General features: G+C 63.0%; 27 protein-coding genes and 2 pseudogenes. 25 read left to right on the top strand and 4 right to left on the bottom strand.

Features of this window, described 5'->3' with window-relative positions; all coding sequences use genetic code 11:
* Positions 1-181: 181 nt before the first annotated feature.
* The 11 genes from HKD27_RS13625 (at position 182) to HKD27_RS13575 (ending at position 7630) form a co-directional block, all read left to right on the top strand.
* Positions 182-433: an AlpA family transcriptional regulator gene (locus tag HKD27_RS13625; RefSeq protein ID WP_010668883.1), complete on the top strand. Its 252-nt coding sequence runs from the start codon at positions 182-184 to the stop codon at positions 431-433.
* Positions 430-1521 (top strand): replication initiator protein A, encoded by a 1092-nt coding sequence (locus tag HKD27_RS13620; RefSeq protein WP_018308126.1) that lies wholly within the window; start codon positions 430-432, stop codon positions 1519-1521. Before HKD27_RS13625 ends, HKD27_RS13620 begins: the two co-directional genes overlap by 4 nt.
* The gene (gene parA, locus HKD27_RS13615; protein ID WP_018308125.1) at positions 1518-2156 is read left to right on the top strand and encodes a ParA family partition ATPase; all 639 of its coding nucleotides are present in this window, start codon (positions 1518-1520) and stop codon (positions 2154-2156) included. Before HKD27_RS13620 ends, parA begins: the two co-directional genes overlap by 4 nt.
* Positions 2153-2896 (top strand): site-specific DNA-methyltransferase, encoded by a 744-nt coding sequence (locus HKD27_RS13610; RefSeq protein ID WP_018308124.1) that lies wholly within the window; start codon positions 2153-2155, stop codon positions 2894-2896. Before parA ends, HKD27_RS13610 begins: the two co-directional genes overlap by 4 nt.
* Entirely contained in the window at positions 2893-3135 is a 243-nt protein-coding gene (locus tag HKD27_RS13605; RefSeq protein WP_018308123.1) for a hypothetical protein, read from the top strand. Before HKD27_RS13610 ends, HKD27_RS13605 begins: the two co-directional genes overlap by 4 nt.
* Positions 3132-3632, top strand: coding sequence for a DUF2840 domain-containing protein (locus HKD27_RS13600; protein WP_146893096.1), 501 nt, complete (start codon positions 3132-3134; stop codon positions 3630-3632). The genes HKD27_RS13605 and HKD27_RS13600 overlap by 4 nt, the downstream gene beginning before the upstream one ends.
* Positions 3629-4186 carry a S26 family signal peptidase gene (locus HKD27_RS13595; RefSeq protein ID WP_010666222.1) on the top strand — a complete coding sequence of 186 codons (558 nt, stop codon included), beginning with the start codon at positions 3629-3631 and terminating at the stop codon, positions 4184-4186. Before HKD27_RS13600 ends, HKD27_RS13595 begins: the two co-directional genes overlap by 4 nt.
* Before the next feature lies 1 nt (position 4187).
* Positions 4188-4526 carry a DUF736 domain-containing protein gene (locus tag HKD27_RS13590; protein WP_010666221.1) on the top strand — a complete coding sequence of 113 codons (339 nt, stop codon included), beginning with the start codon at positions 4188-4190 and terminating at the stop codon, positions 4524-4526.
* Between the two features lie 4 nt (positions 4527-4530).
* Positions 4531-5202: a lytic transglycosylase domain-containing protein gene (locus HKD27_RS13585; protein ID WP_010666220.1), complete on the top strand. Its 672-nt coding sequence runs from the start codon at positions 4531-4533 to the stop codon at positions 5200-5202.
* Between the two features lie 294 nt (positions 5203-5496).
* Entirely contained in the window at positions 5497-7236 is a 1740-nt protein-coding gene (locus tag HKD27_RS13580) for a VirD2 family relaxase/mobilization nuclease (protein ID WP_010666219.1), read from the top strand.
* 253 nt (positions 7237-7489) lie between these two features.
* The gene (locus HKD27_RS13575; protein ID WP_155723214.1) at positions 7490-7630 is read left to right on the top strand and encodes a hypothetical protein; all 141 of its coding nucleotides are present in this window, start codon (positions 7490-7492) and stop codon (positions 7628-7630) included.
* A 71-nt stretch (positions 7631-7701) separates the two neighbouring features.
* Here the strand turns inward: HKD27_RS13575 and HKD27_RS13570 are convergent, their stop codons facing one another.
* Positions 7702-7926 carry a GDCCVxC domain-containing (seleno)protein gene (locus HKD27_RS13570; protein ID WP_081107315.1) on the bottom strand — a complete coding sequence of 75 codons (225 nt, stop codon included), beginning with the start codon at positions 7924-7926 and terminating at the stop codon, positions 7702-7704.
* Complete coding sequence (locus HKD27_RS13565) at positions 7919-8281, bottom strand: mercuric reductase (RefSeq protein ID WP_062497130.1); 363 nt, start codon at positions 8279-8281, stop codon at positions 7919-7921. The genes HKD27_RS13570 and HKD27_RS13565 overlap by 8 nt, the downstream gene beginning before the upstream one ends.
* A 69-nt stretch (positions 8282-8350) precedes the next feature.
* Here HKD27_RS13565 and HKD27_RS13560 point away from each other — a divergent pair, with 69 nt between their 5' ends.
* The gene (locus HKD27_RS13560) at positions 8351-8782 is read left to right on the top strand and encodes a helix-turn-helix domain-containing protein (protein ID WP_062497128.1); all 432 of its coding nucleotides are present in this window, start codon (positions 8351-8353) and stop codon (positions 8780-8782) included.
* Here HKD27_RS13560 and HKD27_RS13555 read toward each other — a convergent pair.
* A pseudogene (locus HKD27_RS13555) lies at positions 8771-8971 on the bottom strand (arsenical-resistance protein); the annotation flags it as partial. The gene HKD27_RS13560 and the pseudogene HKD27_RS13555 overlap by 12 nt on opposite strands.
* Before the next feature lie 238 nt (positions 8972-9209).
* Here HKD27_RS13555 and HKD27_RS13550 point away from each other — a divergent pair.
* The 6 genes and pseudogenes from HKD27_RS13550 (at position 9210) to HKD27_RS13530 (ending at position 13582) form a co-directional block, all read left to right on the top strand.
* Positions 9210-9551 (top strand): helix-turn-helix transcriptional regulator, encoded by a 342-nt coding sequence (locus tag HKD27_RS13550; RefSeq protein ID WP_062497124.1) that lies wholly within the window; start codon positions 9210-9212, stop codon positions 9549-9551.
* Positions 9552-9559: 8 nt separating this feature from the next.
* Positions 9560-10045: pseudogene (locus HKD27_RS16520) on the top strand (arsenate reductase ArsC); the annotation flags it as partial.
* Positions 10040-10477, top strand: a complete 438-nt coding sequence (arsC, locus tag HKD27_RS16515; RefSeq protein WP_231100611.1) for an arsenate reductase (glutaredoxin) — start codon at positions 10040-10042, stop codon at positions 10475-10477. The pseudogene HKD27_RS16520 and the gene arsC, both read left to right, overlap by 6 nt.
* Positions 10477-11772, top strand: a complete 1296-nt coding sequence (locus tag HKD27_RS13540; RefSeq protein ID WP_062497122.1) for an arsenic transporter — start codon at positions 10477-10479, stop codon at positions 11770-11772. The genes arsC and HKD27_RS13540 overlap by 1 nt, the downstream gene beginning before the upstream one ends.
* Before the next feature lie 23 nt (positions 11773-11795).
* Complete coding sequence (gene arsH / locus HKD27_RS13535) at positions 11796-12494, top strand: arsenical resistance protein ArsH (RefSeq protein ID WP_110912971.1); 699 nt, start codon at positions 11796-11798, stop codon at positions 12492-12494.
* Between the two features lie 8 nt (positions 12495-12502).
* Positions 12503-13582, top strand: a complete 1080-nt coding sequence (locus tag HKD27_RS13530; RefSeq protein WP_062497120.1) for an ArsO family NAD(P)H-dependent flavin-containing monooxygenase — start codon at positions 12503-12505, stop codon at positions 13580-13582.
* 132 nt (positions 13583-13714) lie between these two features.
* On the opposite strand, the gene HKD27_RS13525 is transcribed toward HKD27_RS13530, so the two are convergent.
* Complete coding sequence (locus HKD27_RS13525; protein ID WP_062497118.1) at positions 13715-14131, bottom strand: hypothetical protein; 417 nt, start codon at positions 14129-14131, stop codon at positions 13715-13717.
* A gap of 1309 nt (positions 14132-15440) precedes the next feature.
* On the opposite strand from HKD27_RS13525, the gene HKD27_RS13520 reads away from it, so the two are divergent.
* From HKD27_RS13520 to trbJ, 7 genes are all read left to right on the top strand, one after another.
* Positions 15441-17432: a conjugal transfer protein TraG gene (locus tag HKD27_RS13520; RefSeq protein ID WP_173574329.1), complete on the top strand. Its 1992-nt coding sequence runs from the start codon at positions 15441-15443 to the stop codon at positions 17430-17432.
* A 7-nt stretch (positions 17433-17439) separates the two neighbouring features.
* Positions 17440-17886, top strand: coding sequence for a hypothetical protein (locus HKD27_RS13515; protein ID WP_023979799.1), 447 nt, complete (start codon positions 17440-17442; stop codon positions 17884-17886).
* 194 nt (positions 17887-18080) lie between these two features.
* Positions 18081-19010, top strand: a complete 930-nt coding sequence (gene trbB / locus HKD27_RS13510; RefSeq protein WP_031241578.1) for a P-type conjugative transfer ATPase TrbB — start codon at positions 18081-18083, stop codon at positions 19008-19010.
* Positions 19007-19339, top strand: a complete 333-nt coding sequence (locus tag HKD27_RS13505) for a TrbC/VirB2 family protein (RefSeq protein ID WP_035444205.1) — start codon at positions 19007-19009, stop codon at positions 19337-19339. The genes trbB and HKD27_RS13505 overlap by 4 nt, the downstream gene beginning before the upstream one ends.
* The gene (locus HKD27_RS13500; protein WP_110912912.1) at positions 19339-19614 is read left to right on the top strand and encodes a VirB3 family type IV secretion system protein; all 276 of its coding nucleotides are present in this window, start codon (positions 19339-19341) and stop codon (positions 19612-19614) included. The genes HKD27_RS13505 and HKD27_RS13500 overlap by 1 nt, the downstream gene beginning before the upstream one ends.
* A 12-nt stretch (positions 19615-19626) precedes the next feature.
* Entirely contained in the window at positions 19627-22059 is a 2433-nt protein-coding gene (trbE, locus tag HKD27_RS13495) for a conjugal transfer protein TrbE (protein WP_110912913.1), read from the top strand.
* Positions 22060-22082: 23 nt separating this feature from the next.
* Complete coding sequence (gene trbJ / locus HKD27_RS13490; protein WP_077814490.1) at positions 22083-22790, top strand: P-type conjugative transfer protein TrbJ; 708 nt, start codon at positions 22083-22085, stop codon at positions 22788-22790.

Genomic DNA, 22790 nt, shown 5'->3' with positions numbered 1-22790 from the left:
TTTTCGACGCTGGCCTGCGCCCGGCTGCGCACGGTAACTCTTGCGCGCGTCATGGTCCGCCGAAGGTGGACACTGAGTCTGAAAAATCTTCGTCCACCCCCAACGCCTGCTTTCTTCGCCACCGTCATCCCGATCCGCCGCGACTTCGCCGCGACGCTTCAAAACCGGACGGAGGCATATCATGCTCAACAGACCCACGCCCTCACCGGCGCGCTATCTGCGCACCCATGAGGCTGCGCAAATTCTCGGACTTTCGCCGCGCACACTGGAAAAATATCGCTGCCACGGTACAGGACCGACGTTCCGCAAGCTTGGTGGTCGCGTCGTCTATCTGATCGATGACCTCGACGTATGGGCAGCCGCCGGTGCGTGCAAATCCACCTCCGACCCGAATTATGACGCGGCGCGTGCCGCCGGGCATGACCCACGATGAATGCCGCGCCGGGTATTCCGCGTTCCAGGCGCGCAAGCGAACGCAACAGGCTCGACCCGTTCGTGGTCTCCGGCGGGGATGCCAGCCCGCGCGATCAGCGCGACCTGATGGAGCGACCGTTCTTCTCGCTCGCGAAGACAAAGCGCACGGTGCCGATCTTCTATGAAGCCGGTGACGTCCGTGTCGAAGTCTTCGGCATGCCCGACCATGGCATGGCGACGATCTGGGACGCCGATGTGCTGATCTGGGCCGCCAGCCAGATCGTCGAGGCGGAAAATCTTGGTCTTACGACATCGCGCTTCCTGCGCTTCACGCCCTATCAGCTTCTGAGCAGTATCGGGCGTCAGACGGGAGCGCGGGATTATGGGCTACTCAAGGCGGCACTGACCCGGCTCCAGTCCACCGTGGTCGCCACTACGATCCGCAACGGCCAGAACTGGCGCCGTCAGCAGTTCTCCTGGATCACCGAATGGGAGATCTGTGCCAGCCAGACGGGCCGCGCCGCTGGTGTCGAGATCGTCATTCCCGAATGGTTCTATCGCGGCGTGATCGACCGCTCGCTCGTGCTTGCCATCGACCCGGCCTATTTCCGCCTCACCGGCGGCATCGAACGCTGGCTCTATCGCATCGCCCGCAAGCATGCTGGCCGCCAGCGTGCGGGCTGGACCTTCGAGATCGCCCATCTGCATGCGAAATCCGGCAGCCTGGTGCGTGTCTCGGATTTCGCCATCCAGATCCGGCATATCGCCGCCCGCCAGTCGTTGCCCGGCTATCGCCTGGGCATCGAGCGCGACGGCGCGCGCGAATTGCTCCGCATCCTGCCGGCCGACTTATCCACAATTCCTGTGGATAACCATGTGAATGGTATCGGGATTTCACACGCAACCCTTATCGGGACATCACACGCAGGACTATCGGGACTTCGCACGCACGAATCGCAGCTAAGTCTTTGGCCTGAAACGGCGATTCCGGCCCTTAACTTATCTAACTTAGAATCTAACTCTTATGTTGATGGGGCGGGCCGCCTTGCGGATAACGGCCCTGGTCCCTCCGTTTCCGGCCCAAAAGCACGCGGAGACGGGCCATGATCGTGGCCCTCCTCAACCAGAAGGGCGGCGTCGGCAAGACGACGCTGGCGCTGCATCTCGCGGGCCAATGGGCTCGGGAAGGCCGGCGCGTGACGGTCATCGATGCCGACCCGCAGGGCTCGGCGCTGGACTGGTCGGCGCAGCGCGCACGGGAGGGACTGCCCCGCCTGTTCGGCGTGATCGGCCTGGCGCGCGACACGCTGCATCACGAGGCGCCGGAACTGGCTCAGGGGGTGGATCACGTCGTCATCGACGGTCCGCCTCGGGTGGCGGCGCTGCTGCGCTCCGCCCTGCTGGCGGCCGATCTGGTGCTGATCCCGGTGCAGCCTTCGCCGTTCGACGGCTGGGCCTCGGCCGAAATGCTGCGGCTGCTGGCGGAAGCGCGGCTCTTCCGTCCCGGTCTGCTGGCCCGTTTCGTGCTGAACCGCTGCGCCGCGCGCACGGTGATCGCCCGCGAAACCCGGCTGGCGCTGGTGGGGCATGAGCCGGCGGCGCTGGCAGCGCGGATCGGCCAGCGGGTCGCGTTCGCCGACATGGCGCGCACCGGCCGCTTGGTCTGCGACTTGCGCCCGCAGGGGATTGCCGCCCGCGAAATCGCCGCACTGACAGCCGAGATTGGGGGGCTGGTGTCATGACCCTGCTGACCGGCGACAGCGCGCTCCTGATGCCCTGGCACGGCCCCTACGACATGATCCTGGTCGATCCCCCCTATGGCGATACGTCGCTCGCATGGGACCGGCGCATAGCGGATTGGCCCGGCAAGGCGCTCGCTGCCCTGAAACCCAGCGGCTCGCTCTGGGTTTTCGGCTCCCTGCGGAGTTTCCTTGCATCCAACGCGGCATTTCGGAATGCGGGCTGGAAATATGCCCAGGAACTGGTCTGGGAGAAGCAGAACGGTTCCAGCTTCCATGCCGATCGGTTCCGGCGCGTGCATGAACTGATCGTCCAGTTCTATCGCGACGATACGCCCTGGCGCGCCGTCTACAACGTGGTTCCGACCACGTCCGACGCACGGGCACGCACGGTACGACGGAAACACCGGCCGCCCCACATGGGTCGGATCGATGCCGGTCGTTACGTCAGCGAGGACGGTGGCCCGCGCCTGATGCGCTCCGTGATTCCGGTCCGTAATACGCATGGCCGGGCCATCCACCCGACCGAGAAGCCGGTGGCGTTGCTGGAGATCCTGATCCGCACGAGCTGCCCACCGGGTGGCCTGGTGGGCGACTGGTTCGCCGGCTCGGGGGCTGCTGGCGTCGCCTGTCGGCTCGCCGGTCGGCGCTATGTCGGCTGCGAGATCGATCCTGTCATGGCGCAGAAAGCGCGCGACCGTATCGCGTCCGTGCTGCCGCTCGGCGAGGGAATATCGCCATGACAGAGCGTCGCACGCTACCCGGCTTCGCGTCGCGCCCCGCCGACCCGGAACGCTGGGTCAAGGCGCCGGACAAGCCTGCGGCTGCCAACCACTTCACCGCCCGGCTGACCATCGACGTCACGCCGGCGCTGCGCGCCCGCATCAAGGTCGCGGCGTTCCAGCGCGGCATGACCGTCGCCGACATGCTGCGCGCGCTGCTCGCCCGTGAGTTCCCTGACAATCCCGGAGACGTGCCATGAACGGACGATTTTCTACGCCGCCGCATCGCCGCGCGGCGTCGCTGACCCATGTCGAACTGACCTGGATCGAGAAGCGTATCGAGCACTGGTTGCGCTTCGGCCACCGCGTTGACGAACAGATCCTTGATGGTCGCCGCCGCATTTCCAGTTTCGCGCCGGGCAGCATCTTCGCCTTCGTTCGCTGGGCGTCGAACGATCTGGGAGCCACGGTCTCCCGCGTGGACATCGTACGGGCGGTGGAGGCAGGAAGCCCGTTCCAGACCCTCCCGTTTGTGCGTCCCGGTGGCGAAATCCTGCTGCGTGTCGATAGCTGGCCGAGGGTCGAGCGCGTACTCCGGGCGATCGACGTTATTGACGCGCTGGGCATCGACCCGGCGGATGCCGCACCCGAATACTGGCGGCATCTCCACCATCGCATCAGTGCCGGACATGAGCCCCGCAGCTACACGCGTGAGCAGCAGTCAGCATGGCTCAAGCGACGGCAGGTGACGTCATGACCCGGCGTGGCTGGTTCTTCGCCACCTATTTCGCGGTGCTCGGCGTGGGCATTTCACTGGCCGTGCATCCTATGCCCCGGCTGATCTGGAATGAGACGGCGAGCGTGCCAATCGGACTTTATCGGCTGCACACGGACCTTTCGCCGCATGTCGGCGATCTGGTCGCTGTCCGTCTGCCCGAGCGCGCGGCGACGCTGCTGGCGACGCGCGGCTACCTCCCTCTCGGTGTGCCCCTGCTCAAACCTGTAGCGGCCATCGCAGGGCAGTCCGTTTGCCGTACCGGACAACGCATCACCATCGACGGAAAATTCGCTGGCGACGCGCAATCCGTCGATCACCGTGGCCGCCCGCTGCCCGTCTGGCAGGGCTGCCAACACCTCGATCCCGGCCAGGTCTTCGTCATGAACCCGGCCGAACCACGCAGTCTCGACGGTCGATATTTCGGCGTGCTGTCCCTCTCCACCGTCATCGGCCGTGCCACCCCGGTCTGGCGTCCATCCGGGAGCGGCCAGGCCGTCGCCTCATCCTCCAATCCATCCTCGAAAGGACAATAAGATGGCACAGATCGGTCTTTTCACCCGCACCAAAACCGGCTTTGCCGGGCGCATCCGCACCCTCACCGTGACGCAGGATCTTATCCTCATTCCGGCCGATTTTTCTGATGCCGAACATGCTCCGGATTATCGCGTCCATCTCACCGACGCGGACGGCCCGGAGGTCGGCGCAGGCTGGAAACGCACCGGCGAGAGGGCTGGTGAATACATCGCCGTAGCCCTCGACGATCCCGCCTTCACGCAGCCGATCCGGGCCAATCTCTTCCGCACCGCCGACGACCGCGCGGTCTGGGTGCTGAACTGGACGCGCCCGTCAAAGCGCGCCGAACGGGGAGATTGAGACGATGCGACGCGCCTTCTTCCTCGCTGTCGGCATCACCGCGATCGGCGTATTGGCTGCTGCCGACCAGACACGGGCTGCGTCGGTTTCGACACTCGCCGGCACCGATCCTTTTGCTGCCCAGATCGCTGAGGCAGTCCGCCGTTTCGACGTTCCGACCGCCTGGATAAGGGCGGTGATGCGTGCTGAGAGCGGCGGCGACACCAGCGCGATTTCGTCAAAAGGCGCGGTCGGACTCATGCAGATCATGCCCACGACCTGGGCCAACCTGCGTGTCCGTTACGGGCTGGGAAGTGATCCATTCGATGTGCATGACAACATTCTCGCGGGTGCTGCGTACCTGCGCGAGATGCACGATCGCTACGGCTCACCGGGATTTCTCGCAGCCTATAATGCCGGACCGGGACGCTACGAGGACTTCCGCGATCGGCATCGCCCGTTGCCGCCCGAAACACTCGCCTATGTCGCCGGTCTTCTGCCTCTTCTCGGCCAGAACGGTGACACAATACCGCTTCTGGCGGTGCATCCCGATCCCCTGGCATGGAGGCGCGCGCCGATCTTTATCGCACTCGCGAACGATGCGTCTGCCAACATCACCGCACGCGATCTGTCGCCTATTGCACCGCACTCCGCTGGCCTGTTCGTGACGGTTTCTGACAGGGAGCCGGCACCATGACCATGCCGAATCCGCCTCTGCTTACCGCCCATTCGCAGCCGGTCGCAGGTCAGCGCATCATCGTGGTCTGGCGTGGTCCAGCGTTTCTCATGAGGGATCGTAGCAGGGATCAGGGGGCGCACTGGGTCTGGGCAAAGAAGAGGCGAGATAAAAGGGCGCACATTGCGCCTCGGTTGGGGTGTTGGTTTTCCAGCGTTTTTACCTTTCCTACACAATGTTTCTCTCTCTCCTCCAATGTTTTCCGACCCTACTTTTCCTTGTTGCACCGGCCTTTTTCGCACATTCGGGGCGCCAATGGCCCGCGAGAATGATTTCCAGCCCCGTCTGGGCCGCATCCGCTCGCCGCGCGCCCAGCGGCTCAAGCCCTTCGTCGCCCAGGCCCTCGCCTCGGCCCAGCGTGCCGGAGGCGGTGGGTTCCGATCGGGCCGCAGCGGCGGCGGTTCCCGCTCGTCCTTCGGGCGTGGCCGCGTCGCAGCAGCCAGGGCCAATCGTCTGCTGACCAGCCGTGCCCGCCGCGTGACCGTCAAGGCCCGTGTCGTGCGCCACAGCGGGCGCAAGGCGCCACTCGCCGCCCATCTGCGTTACCTGCGCCGGGAAGGGGTCACGAAGGACGGCGAAAAGGCGCGGCTCTTCGGTCCTGGCATCGACGATGCTGACCCGAAGGCGTTCGCCGAGCGCTGCGAGGACGACCGTCACCATTTCCGTTTCATCGTCTCACCCGAGGACGCGCCCGACATGGCCGACCTCAAGGGCTATGCCCGCGAGCTGGTCGGGCAGATGGAGAAAGACCTCGGCACAAAACTGGACTGGGTGGGGGTGGACCACTGGAACACCCAGCACCCCCATGTCCATATCCTCGTGCGCGGCGTGGCCGAAGATGGCAGCGATCTCGTGATCTCCCGCGATTACATCCGCGAGGGCCTGCGCGCCCGCGCCCAGGATCTGGTGACGCAGGAACTCGGGCCGCGCAATGACGTCGAAATTCACCGCGCACTCGAACGCCAGGTCGATGCCGAGCACTGGACCCAGCTTGACCGGCAACTTGCCCGCGACGCGGGCCGCAACGGCATCATCGACATGGCGCCAGCGCCGGATCGGCAGCCTGATCCGTTCGAGGCCCTGAAGGTCGGGCGCCTGCGCAGCCTGGAAGGGCTTGGCCTCGCCCATCAGGTCGGTCAGGGACAATGGATGCTGGATGAATCCGCCGAGGTGACGCTCCGCGAACTCGGGGAGCGCGGCGACATCATCAAGCGTATCCACCGCTCCCTGACCGAGCGCGGCATCGAGCGGAGCGCGTCGAGCTATGTGCTGGGGGGTGAAAGCCTTGATGTTCCCGTCATCGGCAGGCTGGTCGATCGCGGGCTGGACGATGAACTGAAAGGCACTGCCTACGCCGTCATCGACGGGGTGGATGGCCGCACGCATCATATCCGCTTTCCCGATCTCGATGCGACCGGTGATGGCAGCATGGGATCGGTTGTAGAGCTTCGCGCCTTCGATGACAGGAAAGGGCAGCGTCGCGTTGCTCTGGCTGTTCGTTCTGACCTGTCGATTGAGGATCAGGTGACGGCGCGAGGGGCCACCTGGCTCGACCGGCAAGCAGTGGCGCGCGATCCCGCGGCGCTAGGCCAGAGTGGCTTCGGTGCCGAAGTGCGCGAGGCGATGGAGCGGCGGACCGAGCAACTGATTGAGCAGGGTCTTGCCGAACGTCGGACGCAGGGGGTGGTCCTTGCGCGCAACCTGATCGGGAAACTCAGGGACCGCGAGGTCCGGGAAGTCGGAGAGCAGCTCGCCGGCGAGACAGGCCGGGCGTTCAGCCAGTCGGCCTCGGGTGAGTATGTCACCGGCACGTATCGTCAACGCATGACGTTGGCCTCCGGCCGCTATGCGATGATCGATGATGGGCTCCAGTTCCAGCTTGTACCATGGACTCCGTCGCTGGAGAAGCAGCGGGGCCAGCACGTCTCCGGCGTCGCACGCGACGATGGCGGGATCGACTGGAGCTTCACCCGGAACCGGGGGCTCGGACTGTAGTCGTCGTAGCGATAAGGACAGTTAAATTCCCCTGGATTGAAGATAGACGCGCCGAGGGACAGGAAGTTGCTGGCGACATATCCTGACAGTCCAGTCCCAAACGGCGGTCGGAAGAAAAAATCATCGCTGCCACCGGCCCTGCCCAAAAAGCCCCATGAACCTCCCGCGAGGCGGGGGTGGGCGACGAGAGCGAGCCGAGAGGCCCGCAGAAGCGGCGGGCTGCACCCGCAGGGGCGAAATGGAATGGAGCAGCGTGACGAAGCCGGGCTTGCAGCGCGCTGTGGCGGGCCACTTCCCCGATCAGGGTCGCCAGACAACCGTCGAGCACGCCACGCTCGATCCAGCGATAATAACTCCGCTTGGGCATCGCGACCGCGATGATGGTGCTGGCTGACGTTGTTGTGGCCCAGGATCAAGCTGATTGCGGTTGAGGTGCTACGCCGCTGATTTGCGGTGGCTTGCCAATCAACGGCAGCAGCTATCCTTGCCGTCGGCCTGGACCGGCGGACACGACACGGTTCCATAGGAACAAAATACGCAGCAATCGCCCGGCTTGGGCTTGAGCACCATACCGCAACCCTTGCAGTCGTAGAAGAACTGGCACGCATTGGTCGGCATGGTCTCGGTCGCCTGATGCCCACAATGTGGACAGGTGAGCGTGGAGCGCAGTTCGATCGCGGCGTCAGGCATAACGGTAGCCAAGATAGAGCAGCACGACGCCGACCAGCAGGCCAGCAAAGGTGAATATCCGGACCGCCGGCGGCGTGCAGACACCGTCCGGTCCGCAACGCGATGCCGCAACCTGCTGCCGCCCGAGCAAGACCGCACCGAACAGGAGGAACAGCGCGCCGACGATCAGAAGCGGCGTGCGGAAGGGCGCAGTTGCGACCGCGATGCCGGAAAGCCAGGCGACGCCGAGTCCGGCTGACGTGAGCAGGATCGGGAGCGCGCAACACGAGGCGACGGCGAATGCCGCCGCAATCCCGCCGAGTGTGAGGGAGGCGGCACCGATACCCTTGGGGCGGGGTTGAAGAGGTTGCGACATACGAATCCTTGTGCGTGACCGAACCGAGCGATACCATCTGTAGCAACTACAGACTCAAGCGGAATCTTCATGCCGGCTTCAGAAACGATACCGATCGGCGAACTCTCACGCCAAACGGGCTGCAACATCGAGACGATCCGCTATTATGAGCGGATCGGCGTGCTTCCTGTCCCGATCCGACGCGGGCGTTATCGCCATTACGGTGCAGGCGACGTGCGCCGTCTGAGCTTCGTTCGCCGAGCCCGTGAACTCGGCTTCTCGATCGAGGCGATCCGGACGTTTTTGACGCTGGCTGAGGGTGGCGCGCAGTCGTGCCAGCAAGCGCACGATCTGGCAAAGGACCATCTGGCAGAAGTGCGCTCGAAGCTTGCCGACCTCGAACGGATGGCGAGCGTGCTGACGAGGGCGGTGCAGGCCTGCGAACGCGGCGACAATAGCGGCTGCCCGCTGCTCGAAACCCTCGCCGAGGTGACCCCGTCAGCCGCACCCTCAGACGGCTGAACGCACCTCATACCAGAGTCGCGTGCGCTTCACGAGTCCAACGACCGAAAGCATAACCGGGACCTCGACGAGCACACCCACGACGATCGCGAGCGCAGCGCCCGAGCCCAGGCCGAACAGGCTGATCGCGGCAGCGACGGCCAGCCCGAAAACGTTGGACGCACCGATCAACGCGGCGGGTGCAGCGACGCACCCGATCGGCGATCATGGCAGGCAAAGGCCCAAGCTTGACGGCGGCATCGTCGAGCGTCCGTGTGATGCGCGGTCCCGCCGGCCCGCCATCAGTGGAATAGAGAATGATGAATGGCCGATGTCGGGAAAGCAGCCAGTCGGAAATCGGCAATGACGCTGAGCAATCCGGCGACAGGAACGGTCCATCGGGCGAAAGGGGTTTGACAATATTCCATATATCCGTGAGTAAGGATATATGGATACCGAATCGAGCCTATCAGCCCTGAGCGCACTGTCGCAATCCACGCGACTGGAAATCTTCCGCCTGCTGGTGCGCCACGAACCGGACGGGCTGCCGGCCGGAGACGTCGCGCGGCATCTCAATGTCCCGCAGAACACGATCTCGGCCCATCTCGCCACCCTGACGCGGGCTGGCCTGCTGACCTCGCAGCGCCATAGCCGTGTGATTGTCTATCGTGCCTGCCTGCCGCGCCTGCGGGAACTGATGCTGTTTCTCGTCAAGGACTGCTGCGGGCGAAGCCCCGAACTCTGTGAGCCACTGGTTGCAGAACTGTCCTCCTGCTGCCCATCCGAGTGAGCCCCCCAATGACCGATCGCGTCTTCAATGTCTTGTTTCTGTGTACGGGTAATTCCGCACGTTCAATCTTGGCCGAGAGCATCCTGCGCAAGGATGGTGCCGGCCATTTCAGAGTCTTCTCCGCCGGAAGCCATCCCAAGGGGCAGGTCAATCCTCTCGCCTTGAAAGTACTGACGAGCTTCGACTACCCGACCGAGGGGCTGCGTTCCAAGCCCTGGGATGAGTTCGCTGTTGCGAACGCTCCCGTTATGGATTTCGTTTTTACCGTCTGCGATGACGCCGCAGGAGAAGTCTGTCCGGTATGGCCAGGAAAACCCATCACGGCCCATTGGGGCATTCCCGATCCGAGTAGTGTTTCGGGAACCGATGCCGACCGTGAACGCGCGTTCGTCTCGGCGTTCAAGGGTCTGAAGAATCGTATTTCCCTGCTTGTCGCGTTGCCGATCGCCAAGCTTGAGACTGCCAGTCTGGTGACGAAATTGCGCGACATTGGCACCGAGACAACCGGCGTTACGATCTATCACAACCCGGATTGCGGTACATCGCGCAATACACTTGCCCTGATCCGCAATGCGGGGATCGAGCCGACCATCATCGAATACCTCAAAACTCCGCCATCGCGCGCCGAACTGGTCAGTCTCATCACGCGCATGGGAATCTCGGTTCGCGATCTCCTGCGGCGCAAGGGCACGCCCTATGATGCGCTTGGCCTCGACAATCCATCCCTGACCGATGACGACCTGATCGACGCCATGATGGCGCATCCAATCCTGATGAACCGGCCGATCGTCGTCACCCCGCTCGGTGTTGCGCTCTGCCGTCCGTCCGAGGCGGTACTGGACATCCTGCCCAACCCGCAGCGAGGCGCTTTCGTCAAAGAGGACGGCGAGAAGATCGTCGATGAATCCGGAAAGCGGATCTCCTGATGCTGGCTCTTCTGCTTTTCGTTGCCACGCTGGTTTTTGTCATCTGGCAGCCTCGGGGGCTGGGCATCGGCTGGAGCGCCATGACAGGTGCCGCCGTGGCCCTGGCGGCTGGCGTGATCCACTGGCACGACATTCCTGTCGTCTGGCACATCGTCTGGGACGCGACCTTCACCTTTATCGCGCTGATCGTCATCTCGCTGTTGCTGGATGAGGCCGGGTTCTTCCATTGGGCCGCCCTGCACGTCGTGCGCTGGGGCAAGGGGCGAGGCCGGACGCTATTCCCGCTGATCGTGGTGCTGGGAGCGGCCATTGCGGCTGTGTTCGCCAATGACGGCGCGGCCTTGCTGCTCACGCCCATTGTCATCGCCATCCTCACGCAGCTTCGCCTCAGTCCTGCTGCGGCGCTGGCCTTTATTATCGCCACTGGCTTCGTCGCGGATACCACCAGCCTGCCGCTTGTCATCTCCAACCTGGTGAACATCGTCAGCGCCAATTTCTTTGGCATTGCGTTCGATCGCTATGCCGCGATCATGGTCCCTGTCGATCTGGTGGCGCTGGGCGCGACGCTGGCGGTGCTTTGGCTGCGGTACCGGCGGCAGGTACCGGCGACTTATCCCGTGGCCGAACTCCCCGCCCCGGCCACGGCGATCCGGGATCATGCCGTGTTCCGCGCCGCGTTCCCATTGCTGGCGCTGGTCCTGGCCGCGTATTTCCTGACCGCCCCGTTCCATATCCCAGTCTGCATCGTGGCAGGTCTTGCGGCTGGGGCTCTCCTGATCGTCGCCGGGCGGGGACACGTCATTCCGGTCCGTACAGTGCTGCGCGGCGCGCCGTGGCAGATCGTGATCTTCTCGCTGGGCATGTATCTGGTGGTGTATGGCCTGCGCAATGCCGGGCTGACTGACTATCTCGCGACCGCGCTGGTCTGGCTCGGCCATCAGGGAACATTCACGGCCACGATCGGCACCGGCTTTCTGGCGGCCCTTCTCTCGTCGGTCATGAACAACATGCCGAGCGTGCTGGTGGGGGCGCTGGCGATCCAGCAGGCTCACGACATCACACCGCTGACTCGCGACCTGATGGTCTATGCCAATGTCATCGGCTGTGACCTCGGCCCCAAATTCACCCCGATCGGCAGTCTCGCCACGTTGCTATGGCTGCATGTGCTGGCATCCAAGAAGCATCGGGTCACATGGGGGCAGTATATGAAAGTCGGACTGGCGATCACCCCGCCTGTCCTGCTGGTCACGCTCGCGGCGTTGGCCCTGTGGCTGCCCTGGATCAGCCACCTGTAATGCACGAATGGACCGATATCACAATGACTGAACCTGACTTGCCGGCCCTCCACCCCGAATATCTTGAACGGGTCGATCTCGCGCGGCTGGAACCGCAACCGCGTGTGGACCATCCGCCGCGTATCCTTCTGCTCTTCGGCTCTTTGCGTCCCCGATCCTTCAGCCGGTTGCTGGTGCTTGAGGCAGAACGCATCCTGAAGGTGCTGGGGGCCGAGACACGGGTGTTCGACCCGACCGGCCTGCCGGTAGCGGATTCCGTGCCTGCGACCCATCCGAAAGTGCAGGAACTGCGGGACCTCTCAATCTGGTCGGAAGGCCAGGTCTGGTGCAGCCCTGAACGGCACGGCAACATGACGGCAGTATTCAAAAACCAGATCGACTGGTTGCCCCTCACCGAAGGCTCGATCCGCCCGACGCAGGGCCGCACGCTGGCGGTCATGCAGGTCTCGGGCGGATCGCAGAGCTTCAATTCCGTCAATGCCCTGCGGGTGCTGGGCCGGTGGATGCGGATGTTTACCATCCCCAACCAGTCCAGCGTGCCAATGGCCTATACGCAGTTCGGTGACGATGACCGGATGAAGCCGTCCCCCCTCTATGACCGGATGGTGGATGTCATGGAAGAGTTGGTGAAGTTCACATGGCTTTTGCGCGACCGGGCCGACCACCTCGTGGATCGCTACAGTGAACGCAAGGCGGAATTTCGTCTCCCGGAAAGTCTGTGAGCCGGGCAATGGCGGAACCGTTCGATGTCGTGATCGTGGGCGGCGGTCAGGCAGCGCTCGCCGCGTCCTATTTCCTGCGCCGGACCGGGCTGACCTACGTCATTCTGGACAACGGGACGCAGGCGGGAGGGGCATGGGTCCACGGCTGGGACTCCCTGCATCTGTTTTCACCCGCGTCCTACAGTTCACTGCCCGGCTGGCCGATGCCCGACACGCCCGATGGCAGCTACCCCACCCGCGACGAGGTGCTGGACTATCTGTACCGGTATGAGGCGCGCTATGCGCCGCCGATCCACCGCCCCGTATCGGTCGATCGCGTGGAGCGCGCGGAAGGAAAACTCCTGAATGTCCGGACGAACACAGGTGATTTCCTCAGCCGTGCGGTTATCGGGGCGACCGGTACGTGGTCAGCCCCTTTCATTCCCGATGTCGCGGGGCATGACCTCTTTGGCGGGACGCAACTCCATTCCAGCCATTACCGGAATGCCGCGCCCTTTGCTGGCCGGCGTGTGCTTGTGGTGGGAGGCGGCAATTCCGGGGCGCAGATCCTGGCGGAGATGTCGCTTGTCGCCCAGGCAACATGGGTCACGCTGCATGACCCCGTCTTCTTGCCCGATGACGTGGATGGACGGGTTCTGTTCGAGCGGGCGACCGCTCGCGTTCTCGGCGGCCCGTCGGCCATGCCTGCCGGCGGTTTTGGCGATATCGTCATGGTACCACCTGTGCGCGCCGCCATGGAGCGAGGCGTGCTCCACGCGGTGCGCCCGTTTGTACGTATGACCGCAACGGGCGTCGTCTGGCCCGACGGGCGGGAAGAAGCCATCGACGCGATCATCTGGTGTACCGGCTTCCGACCCGCGCTCTCCGCATTTGCGCCGCTCGACGTGATCGAGCCGGACGGGCTGATTCGCGTTAACGGACAGCAGGCCGTCAGGGAGCCACGTCTCTGGCTGCTGGGTTATGGATCCTGGTGCGGCCCCGCATGCGCCACCCTGCTGGGGGCAGGCCGCGTCGCACGATCTATGGTCAGGCAACTGGCGGCCTGGCTTGCGTCGCCGACACAGGATGTCCGATTAACGAAGAACTGAATGGATATTCCGGCGGCCGGGGCGCGACTACGACCGTCCGTTTGCCGCGCGCAGCGGCCAGCATAGAACTTGCTATCAACCACGAACTTTAGGCACTTCACACGATCCGATATCCCTGCGGATAAAGAAATCTCACGCGACGACTGTCGTTTTATTCTGATTGTTCGTATCGTACTCTGCGAGAGTGCTGCGCAATGCCTTGAGGGACGCAACCGTATCTTTCACATCGCCGATGCCGTTCGTTTCCTGATAGTTGATCATTGTATCAAGCAAGGAATAGGCATTGAGATTGCCGGTGGATGACTGGCGAAGCTGGCCGCCATTGACGCCTTGGAGTGCCCATCCGTCCAGTAGTGAGAGTTCACCGCTTTGACGGAGAGTAATTTTCCCCTGATCATAAAGTTCTGCATTCACGTCTTGCAGGTTCGATGCGGAAATGTTGCTGAAGTCAAGGGACGAAGATTGCAGAATTCCTGTCTTTTCTGTTGCGGCTCCTGATGAGGATTGTGTCGCATTGCCGATAATCGAAGATATGCCGCTGATGCGCATTTTCAGTCCTTTCCCATGGAGAGACAGAGGCCGAAGACCTCACCTGCATGATGTCCGATGTTCTCTTCTGTCTATGTCATTTCACCGTTGTCGCCAACCATGGCGTTTGAATCCCACACTAACCTTCCTGTGCGGTAGATGTCGGTCCGTCAGGATCCGGCCGATCATCAGTAATTTCAAAATCTGTACACGCGTTCGATCCATGAAGAAGACATAGAAGTGCATCAGGAACGGCCTCATTGATAATGCTGCCAAACCGCGCGCGAAGATGCTGTTTTATCCAGAATTTGACTATCTGATCCTCAGAATCGATGTCCATCTCCGAATACTTTCTATGACCGTTCAGTGAATTAAGTCACGGTCCTGCGGCCCCAACGTCGTGAGGTGATCCACGATATTTCGTACATTCATCCAGAATTGCGCGCTGTCTCTATGACCCGCCTCAACACATCGCAACACATGCGCATGAGCTTTGTTCCACGCTCCACTCCATCCGAAGGAACGGATCAAGGCGTCTGCCATGTCTGACGCACAACACGCATTGGAAATTTCGTCATCTTTTTCTATCGCCAATCCGCTCTCCGCCTCGCACGACATGACGACGACGGAAGCGAATTGAGGGCGTGACTCCCCGTTACCCGCCTGGCGTCGGGCGGGTCGAAAGGTGTTTTGCACTGGGCGTAGCCACCTCCTGCCTATTCCCCTGCTGAGAACAGCCAAGGCTGTTCACCGCAGGACCATAGGTCCGGGTGTTCTATTCGGCAGGCCACCCGACATAGGAGGCCGCCCAGTTGCAAAAAGCGTTTCGACACGCCGATTTCAGAATAACACATGGGATATCCCCGTGTCACCCTCCGTAAGCACACGTGCGCACAGCACCTTCGCGATGTATATCCGTCAATTCAACAAGAATTTTGGAAACCAACAGAGTATTGGTTAATGAAGTCGCAGCATTTCAGGCGCCGGCCAACACGGCCTTCACAAGGCACAGCACTCTGTTATTCTTTCCCAGAGAAATGAAAAGTCTCTTTGTGCAATAATACTATGATTTTTCACATATTTTCCATCCGAAGGCAGGCTGCGCTGCCGATCGTCCATTCCTCATTGTCATTGCCGTCACCGTGCTTTTGAAGCTCAGCCCTATGTCCGAATCGCCTGCTACCGGTGTGTCCCAGGATCGGCTGGGCGGACCTTGTCCGCACAGCGCAAGTATTTTTTCGCTCTGGTTTGCCCGGCTGCGAACAACGCTTAAAAGCACTTGAACGCAGGAATCCGCCGTTCCTTCCTCCTCTAAAAGGGAGGGCTCCCGATGTCGGGCACCAAGATTCTTTGGGGGCAGATCATCGTCGTCTTGGCGATCATCCTGCTGACCATGTGGGCTGCGACCGAATGGATCGCTTGGAAGCTGGCCTTCCAGGCCGAACTCGGGCGACCCTGGTTCATAATCCTGCGGTTTCCATTCTACTTGCCGCCCGCGTTCTTCTGGTGGTGGTATGCGTATGACGCCTATGCGCCGGAGGTCTTCGCACGGGGTGCCTATATCGCCGCGTCGGGCGGCATCCTGGCTGCGCTTACTGCGATCGGCCTCTCGGTCTGGCGGGCGCGCGAGGCGAAGCGGATCGAGACATATGGCTCGGCCCGTTGGGCTGACGCCAAGGAGATCGCCCAGGCCGGTTTGCTTGACCCCGACGGCGTGGTACTAGGCCGCTATCGTCGAGAGTACCTGCGGCATGACGGGCCAGAGCACGTCCTGACCTTTGCACCAACGCGCAGCGGCAAGGGTGTCGGCATGGTCATCCCCACGCTCCTGACCTGGCCCGGTTCGGCCATCGTCCACGACATCAAGGGTGAGAACTGGGAACTGACGGCGGGATTCCGCGCCCGTTTCGGCCACGTCGTGCTGTTCGATCCAACCAATGCAGCCTCCGCGGCCTACAACCCGTTGCTGGAGATCCGGCGTGGGGAGTGGGAAGTCCGTGATGCCCAGAACGTCGCCGATATCCTCGTCGACCCGGAGGGCAGCCTGGAGAAGCGCAACCATTGGGAGAAGACTTCGCACTCCCTGCTGGTCGGCGCCATCCTGCACGTCCTCTACGCCGAGCCCGACAAGACCCTGGCCGGTGTCGCCAATTTCCTGTCGGACCCGAAGCGCCCCATCGCCACCACGCTGTCAGCGATGATGCGGACGAAGCATCTCGGTGACGCCGGTCCGCATCCCGTCGTGGCCTCGGCCGCGCGCGAGTTGCTGAACAAATCCCCCAACGAGCGCTCGGGTGTGCTGTCCACCGCCATGTCCTTCCTCGGCCTCTATCGCGATCCAGTGGTCGCGGAAGTGACGCGGCGCTGCGAATGGCGCATCGCCGACATTGTCGGCGCCGATCGCCCGGTGACGCTCTACCTGACCGTGCCGCCGTCGGACATCAGCCGCACCAAGCCACTGATCCGTCTGGTGCTGAACCAGATCGGCCGGCGCCTGACGGAAGACCTTGATGCCGCGGCGCGGCGGCGACGTGTGCTGCTGATGCTCGACGAATTCCCGGCCCTCGGGCGGCTGGATTTCTTTGAATCGGCGCTGGCCTTCATGGCGGGCTACCGGATCAAGAGCTTCCTGATCGCCCAGTCCCTCAACCAGATCGAGCGGGCCTACGGGCCGAACAATTCGATCCTCGACAACTGTCATGTCCGGGTGAGCTTCGCCACCAACGACGAACGGACGGCAAAACGTGTCTCCGACGCGCTCGGGACCGCCACCGAGATGAAGGCGATGAAGAACTACGCGGGCCACCGTCTTTCGCCCTGGCTGGGCCATCTGATGGTTTCGCGCTCGGAGACGGCACGCCCGCTGCTGACGGCGGGAGAAGTCATGCAGCTCCCGCCAGCGGATGAGATCGTCATGACCTCCGGCCTCTATCCGATCCGTGCGAAGAAGGCCCGTTACTTCGAGGATGCGCGCTTCCAGGAACGCATTCTGCCGCCGCCAAAGCCTACGCCCCCGAAGGATGGGTGCCCGGACGACTGGAGTAGCCGTCCCCTGCCGCCCAGGCCGCCGGCACCCGATGCGGCGGCCGAAACGCGGACAGGGGACGATGAGGAAGAAGACCCGAAGCAGTCCGCCCGACGCCATCAGCCCGAACTGGACGAAGGCACTGTCGAGAAAAAGGAGCCGTTGGAGAACGAGTTCACGCCCGATCCGGTCGATGAGTTCGACGACATCGCGCCCCGCAACAACCGGATGAACGATCTCAGGCGCGGCATCGCCCGGCAGGCGTCGCTCGACCGTGGCGATGAGCTTGGACTGTGAGGCAGACATGGCGATACCGAAAAAGAAGGCCCAGATCTCCGTCTATCTCGATCCCGATGTGATGAAGACCCTGTCTGCCTATGCCGCGCGACGCGCGCAGCCGATGTCGCTGATCGTCGAGGCCGCCGTTGCTTCCTTCCTCTCGCCCGACGGGGAAGAGCGCCGCGAGGCTGCTACATCGAAGCGCCTCGACCGGCAGGACCGACGTCTCGCGCGGCTGGAGCGCGATATCGGCATCACGGTGGAGACACTAGCGCTGTTCATCCGTTTCTGGCTGACCACGACCCCGCCGCTGCCCGAACCGGCCGCGAAGGCGGCGCGCGCGCAGGCCGGGGTGCGCTACGATAATTTTGTCGCCGCCCTCGGCCGTAGGCTGGCCCAGGGGCCAAGACTCCAGCAGGAAATCCCGGAGGATGTTTTGGACCCCGGCGCACGGGATGAACCGGAGGCGTAAAATCCGCACCCCGCAAGTATTTTTGCCCTGTGTTTCGCCGCCGTTCTACGACCTCTGAATTCTTGTTGAAACGCGCTGTTTCCAGCCTTTCTTAATGATCCCCGTCGCTGTTCGTCCGTCGCGTGCGGCCCATACGGGGGAAGGTCATGTCGGTTTCCGTCATCCATGAAGGGGCCAGAGTGCGCGGCGTGTCCATGCTGCGCACAGCGATGGGGCCGGCGATTGCCCGGCACCTTGCCGATCCCTCTGTGGTCGAGGTCATGCTTAATCCCGATGGGCGGCTGTGGATCGATCGGCTGTCAGAGGGCATGGCCAACACGGGCGAAACCATCACACCTGCCGACGCCGAGCGCATCGTGCGTCTGGTTGCACACCACGTCGGGGCTGAGGTGCATGAGGGTGCGCCCCGTGTCTCGGCCGAGTTGCCAACCGGCGAACGGTTCGAGGGATTGCTGCCGCCCGTGGTGACGGCCCCCAGTTTCGCGATCCGCAAGCCCGCCGTCGCGGTGTTCACCCTCGATGACTATGTCGCCGCCGGGATCATGACAGAAGGGCTGGCGGTGTCTCTGCGCCGCGCTGTTTCGGAACGGAAGAACATCCTGGTCGCAGGCGGCACATCCACGGGCAAGACCACGCTGGTCAACGCCCTGCTGGCCGAGGTCGCGAAAACCGGCGATCGCGTCGTCCTGATCGAGGACACGCGCGAGTTGCAATGCATGGCGCCCAATCTCATTGCCCTGCGGACCCGCGAAGGGGTCATCACGCTGTCGGATCTCGTCCGGTCCGGTCTGCGCCTGCGTCCCGACCGTATTCCCATCGGTGAGGTGCGTGGTGCCGAAGCCCTTGATCTGGTCAAGGCATGGGGCACCGGCCATCCGGGCGGCATCGGTACGCTGCATGCGGGATCAGTGCTCGCCGCTCTCTACCGTCTCGAACAACTGATCCAGGAAGCGGTGGTAACGGTGCCACGCGCCATGATCGCGGACACCATCGACGTGATCGCTGTCCTGTCCGGGCGAGGCAATGCCCGCCGGCTCTCCGAACTCGCCACCGTGGACGGGCTCGATCCCGCCACCGGCGCCTATCGCATTCATCCCTTCCAGAATTCGGGAGATTCCCAATGACCCATGCCATAATCCGCGTGCGTCGGCACGCGCCCGCCATTTCCGCCATGTTGCTGCTTTCGGTCGCATGGTGTTCCTCGGCCCTGGCGTCCGGGTCGGACATGCCGTGGGAAACGCCCCTGAACGAGATCCTGCAATCCGTGCAGGGACCGGTCGCCAAGATTATCTCGGTGATCATCATCACGGTCACGGGTCTGACCCTGGCGTTCGGGGAAACATCGGGTGGGTTCCGCCGCCTGATCCAGATCGTCTTCGGCCTGTCGATCGCTTTTGCGGCGTCCAGCTTCTTCCTGTCGTTCTTCTCCTTCTCGGGCGGGGCGCTGATCTGATGGCGGGATACGACGATGACGCGGTGCCGGGCTTTCATGTCCCGGTGCATCGCTCCCTGACCGACCCGATCCTGTTGGGTGGCGCTCCCCGTGCCGTGGCCATCGCCAATGGCACGCTGGCGGCGGCCATAACACTCGGCCTGCGTCTCTGGCTGATCGGGGCCGCCTTCTGGATCGTCGGCCACGGGCTGGCGCTCTGGGGCGCGAAACGCGATCCGCTGTTCATCGAGGTCGGGCGGCGGCATCTCCGCTATCCCGCCTGGCTGCGGGCATAGGGGAGATCGGCCATGATGTCCCTTGGCGAGTACCGTAATCGCAGTGCCCTTCTATCTGATTTCCTGCCCTGGGCCGCGCTGGTCGAAAAGGGTGTGGTCCTGAACAAGGACGGCAGTTTCCAGCGCACGGCGCGCATCCGTGGCCCCGATATGGACAGCGCCACGCCCGCCGAACTGGTCGGTGTCACCGCACGGCTCAACAGTAATCTCCGCCGTCTGGGCTCCGGATGGGCGGTGTTCGTCGAGGCGCAGCGCGTCCCGGCCACACTCTATCCCGAGAGCGATTTTCCGGATGCCGCCTCGCACATGGTCGATCTGGAACGGCGTGAGCAGTTCGAGGATGAGGGCGCACATTTCGTGAGCCGGTATTTTCTGACCCTTGTCTGGCTGCCACCGGCGGAATCATCTGATCGCGCTGCCCGGTTCCTGTTCGAGGGCAGGGAGCGCGAAGGGCCGGACCCACACGGCATGCTCCATGCGTTCGTGGATCGCTCCGACCGGATGCTGGCGTTGCTGGACGGTTTCATGCCCGAGGCCACCTGGCTCAATGACGGTGAGACGCTGACCTATTTACATTCGACCATTTCGACGCGGAACCAGCGTGTCCGGGTGCCGGAAATCCCTATGCATCTTGACGCGCTGCTGGTCGATCAGCCGCTTTCGGGCGGGTTGGAGCCAAAACTCGGCGATGCCTTCCTGAAAACGCTGACGATCACCGGTTTCCCGTCGCGGACCTTTCCCGGAATCCTGGATGACCTGAACCGGCTGGCGATGCCCTATCGCTGGTCCACCCGCGCGATCCTGCTGGACAAGACGGATGCGACGAAAGTGCTGATAAAAATCCGTCGCCAGTGGTTCGCAAAGCGCAAGAGCATTACGGCGATTGTTCGGGAGGTGATGACCAACGAGGCGTCGGTTCTGGTGGATAACGACGCCGCCAACAAGGCGGCGGATGCGGACCTTGCCTTGCAGTCCCTCGGTGCTGATGACGTCGGGCAGGCCTACATCACCGCCACGGTAACGGTCTGGGATGGTTCCGCTTCCATCGCTACAGAAAAACTCCGTTTGGTCGAAAAGATCATCCAGGGCCGCGACTTCACTTGCATGGCGGAAAGCCTCAACGCCGTGGAGGCATGGCTCGGCTCTCTTCCCGGCCATATCTATGCCAATGTGCGCCAGCCACCCGTCTCGACGTTGAACCTGGCGCATATGATTCCGCTGTCAGCGGTGTGGGCTGGACCGGAGCGCGACACCCACTTCAACGCCCCGCCTCTTTTCTACGGCAGGACGGCGGGCGCTACACCGTTTCGTTTCTCGCTCCATGTCGGCGATGTCGGCCACACGCTGATCGCAGGACCGACAGGAGCTGGCAAATCTGTCCTGCTAGCGCTGATGGCGCTCCAGTTCCGGCGTTATGCGGGATCGCAGATTTTTGCCTTCGATTTCGGCGGGTCCATGCGTGCGGCGACGATGGCGATGGACGGGGACTGGCACGATCTTGGAGGCGGGCTGACGGACGAGGGCGATGGGCATTCCGCCGTTTCCCTTCAGCCGCTGGCACAGATTGACGATCCCGACGAGCGCAAATGGGCCAGTGAATGGCTGGGGCAGATCCTTGTCGGTGAAGGGGTAACGCTGACCCCCGAGGTGAAGTCTCACCTCTGGTCGGCGCTGAATTCCCTGGCATCGTCGCCTGTGCCGGAACGTACATTGTCCGGGCTGGTAGCACTGCTTCAATCCAACGCTTTGAAGCAGGCTCTGGCCCCATACTGCCTCGGTGGTCCTTATGGCCGCCTGCTCGATGCAGACGCCGAACGTCTGGGTGACGCCGATGTCGTGGTGTTCGAGACCGAAGGGCTGATCGGCTCCAGCGCGGCATCATTCGTTCTGTCGTACCTGTTCCACCGCATCGAAGGGCGACTGGACGGGAGGCCGACGCTGCTGGTCATCGACGAAGGCTGGCTGGTGCTGGATGACGGGGACTTTGCCGGCCAGCTCCGAGAGTGGCTAAAGACGCTGCGCAAGAAGAACGCATCGGTGATTTTCGCCACCCAGTCGCTGTCCGATATCGCCAATTCCCGCATTGCGCCTGCCGTGGTGGAAAGCTGCCCGACCCGGATCTTCCTGCCCAACGAACGGGCGATCGAGCCACAGATCGCGGCCATCTATCGCGACTTCGGGCTGAATGACCGGCAGATCGCCATCATCGCCCGCGCGGCATCCAAGCGGGAATATTACTGCCAGACCCAGCGGGGGAACCGGCTGTTCGAACTGGGGCTCGGCCCTGTCGCCCTGGCGCTGTGCGCGGCCTCCGGCAAGGACGACCACAGGCTGATCGATCGGGTGCTGGCGGAGCACGGGCGGGTTGGGTTCCTGCCCGCCTGGTTCGAGGCGCGTGATGTCATGTGGGCGGCTGATCTTCTGCGGGAAGGGGAGGTGCCGTGAGATATCGTCTGATTCCTGCCGTTATGGTCGTTGCTTTTACGGTTTCTGCTTCTCAATCCGCCCATGCCCAATGGGCGGTGTATGATGGCGCGAACCATGTCGAGAACGTGCTGATCGCGGCGCGCACGCTCCAGCAGATCGACAACCAGATCACGTCACTGGCCAATCAGGCGCAGATGCTGGTCAATCAGGGTCGCAATCTGGCGAGCCTCCCGCTTTCGACACTGTCGACGCTGCAATCGACGATTTCCCAGACGACGGCGTTGCTCGCGCAGGCGCAGAATATCGCATACAGCGTCCAGTCCGTTGAGCAGCAGTACCAGCAGTCATACACATCGTTATCGTCAGGCATGTCAGACAGCGCCCTGTTCAGTCAGGCGCAGACGCGGTGGCAGAATTCCGTGGGTGGGTTCGAGGATGCCCTGAAGCTTCAGGCGCGGGTGGTAGGAAATATCCCGAGCGACAGCTCGGCCATGACGCAACTGGTCTCGGCGAGCCAGAGTTCGGCCGGGGCGCTACAGGCCGCACAGGCGGGAAACCAGCTTCTCGCGCTTCAGTCTCGCCAGCTTTCCGACATCCAGGCCGAACTCGCGGCTAATGGCCGGGCCGCGGACCTCGAACGGGCGCGACAGGCGGCGAACGAGGCCGGTGCGGAAGCCCAATATCAGCATTTCTCGCAGTATGACGCCTATGTTCCCCAGGCCGTCGCCATCCCAAGTTCTGGATATTGA

This window comes from Gluconobacter sp. R75690 (assembly GCF_015244525.1).
Classification (GTDB): domain Bacteria; phylum Pseudomonadota; class Alphaproteobacteria; order Acetobacterales; family Acetobacteraceae; genus Gluconobacter; species Gluconobacter potus.
The sequence above is the reverse complement of the archived record's forward strand: the minus strand, read 5'-3'. Positions and strand labels throughout refer to the sequence as shown.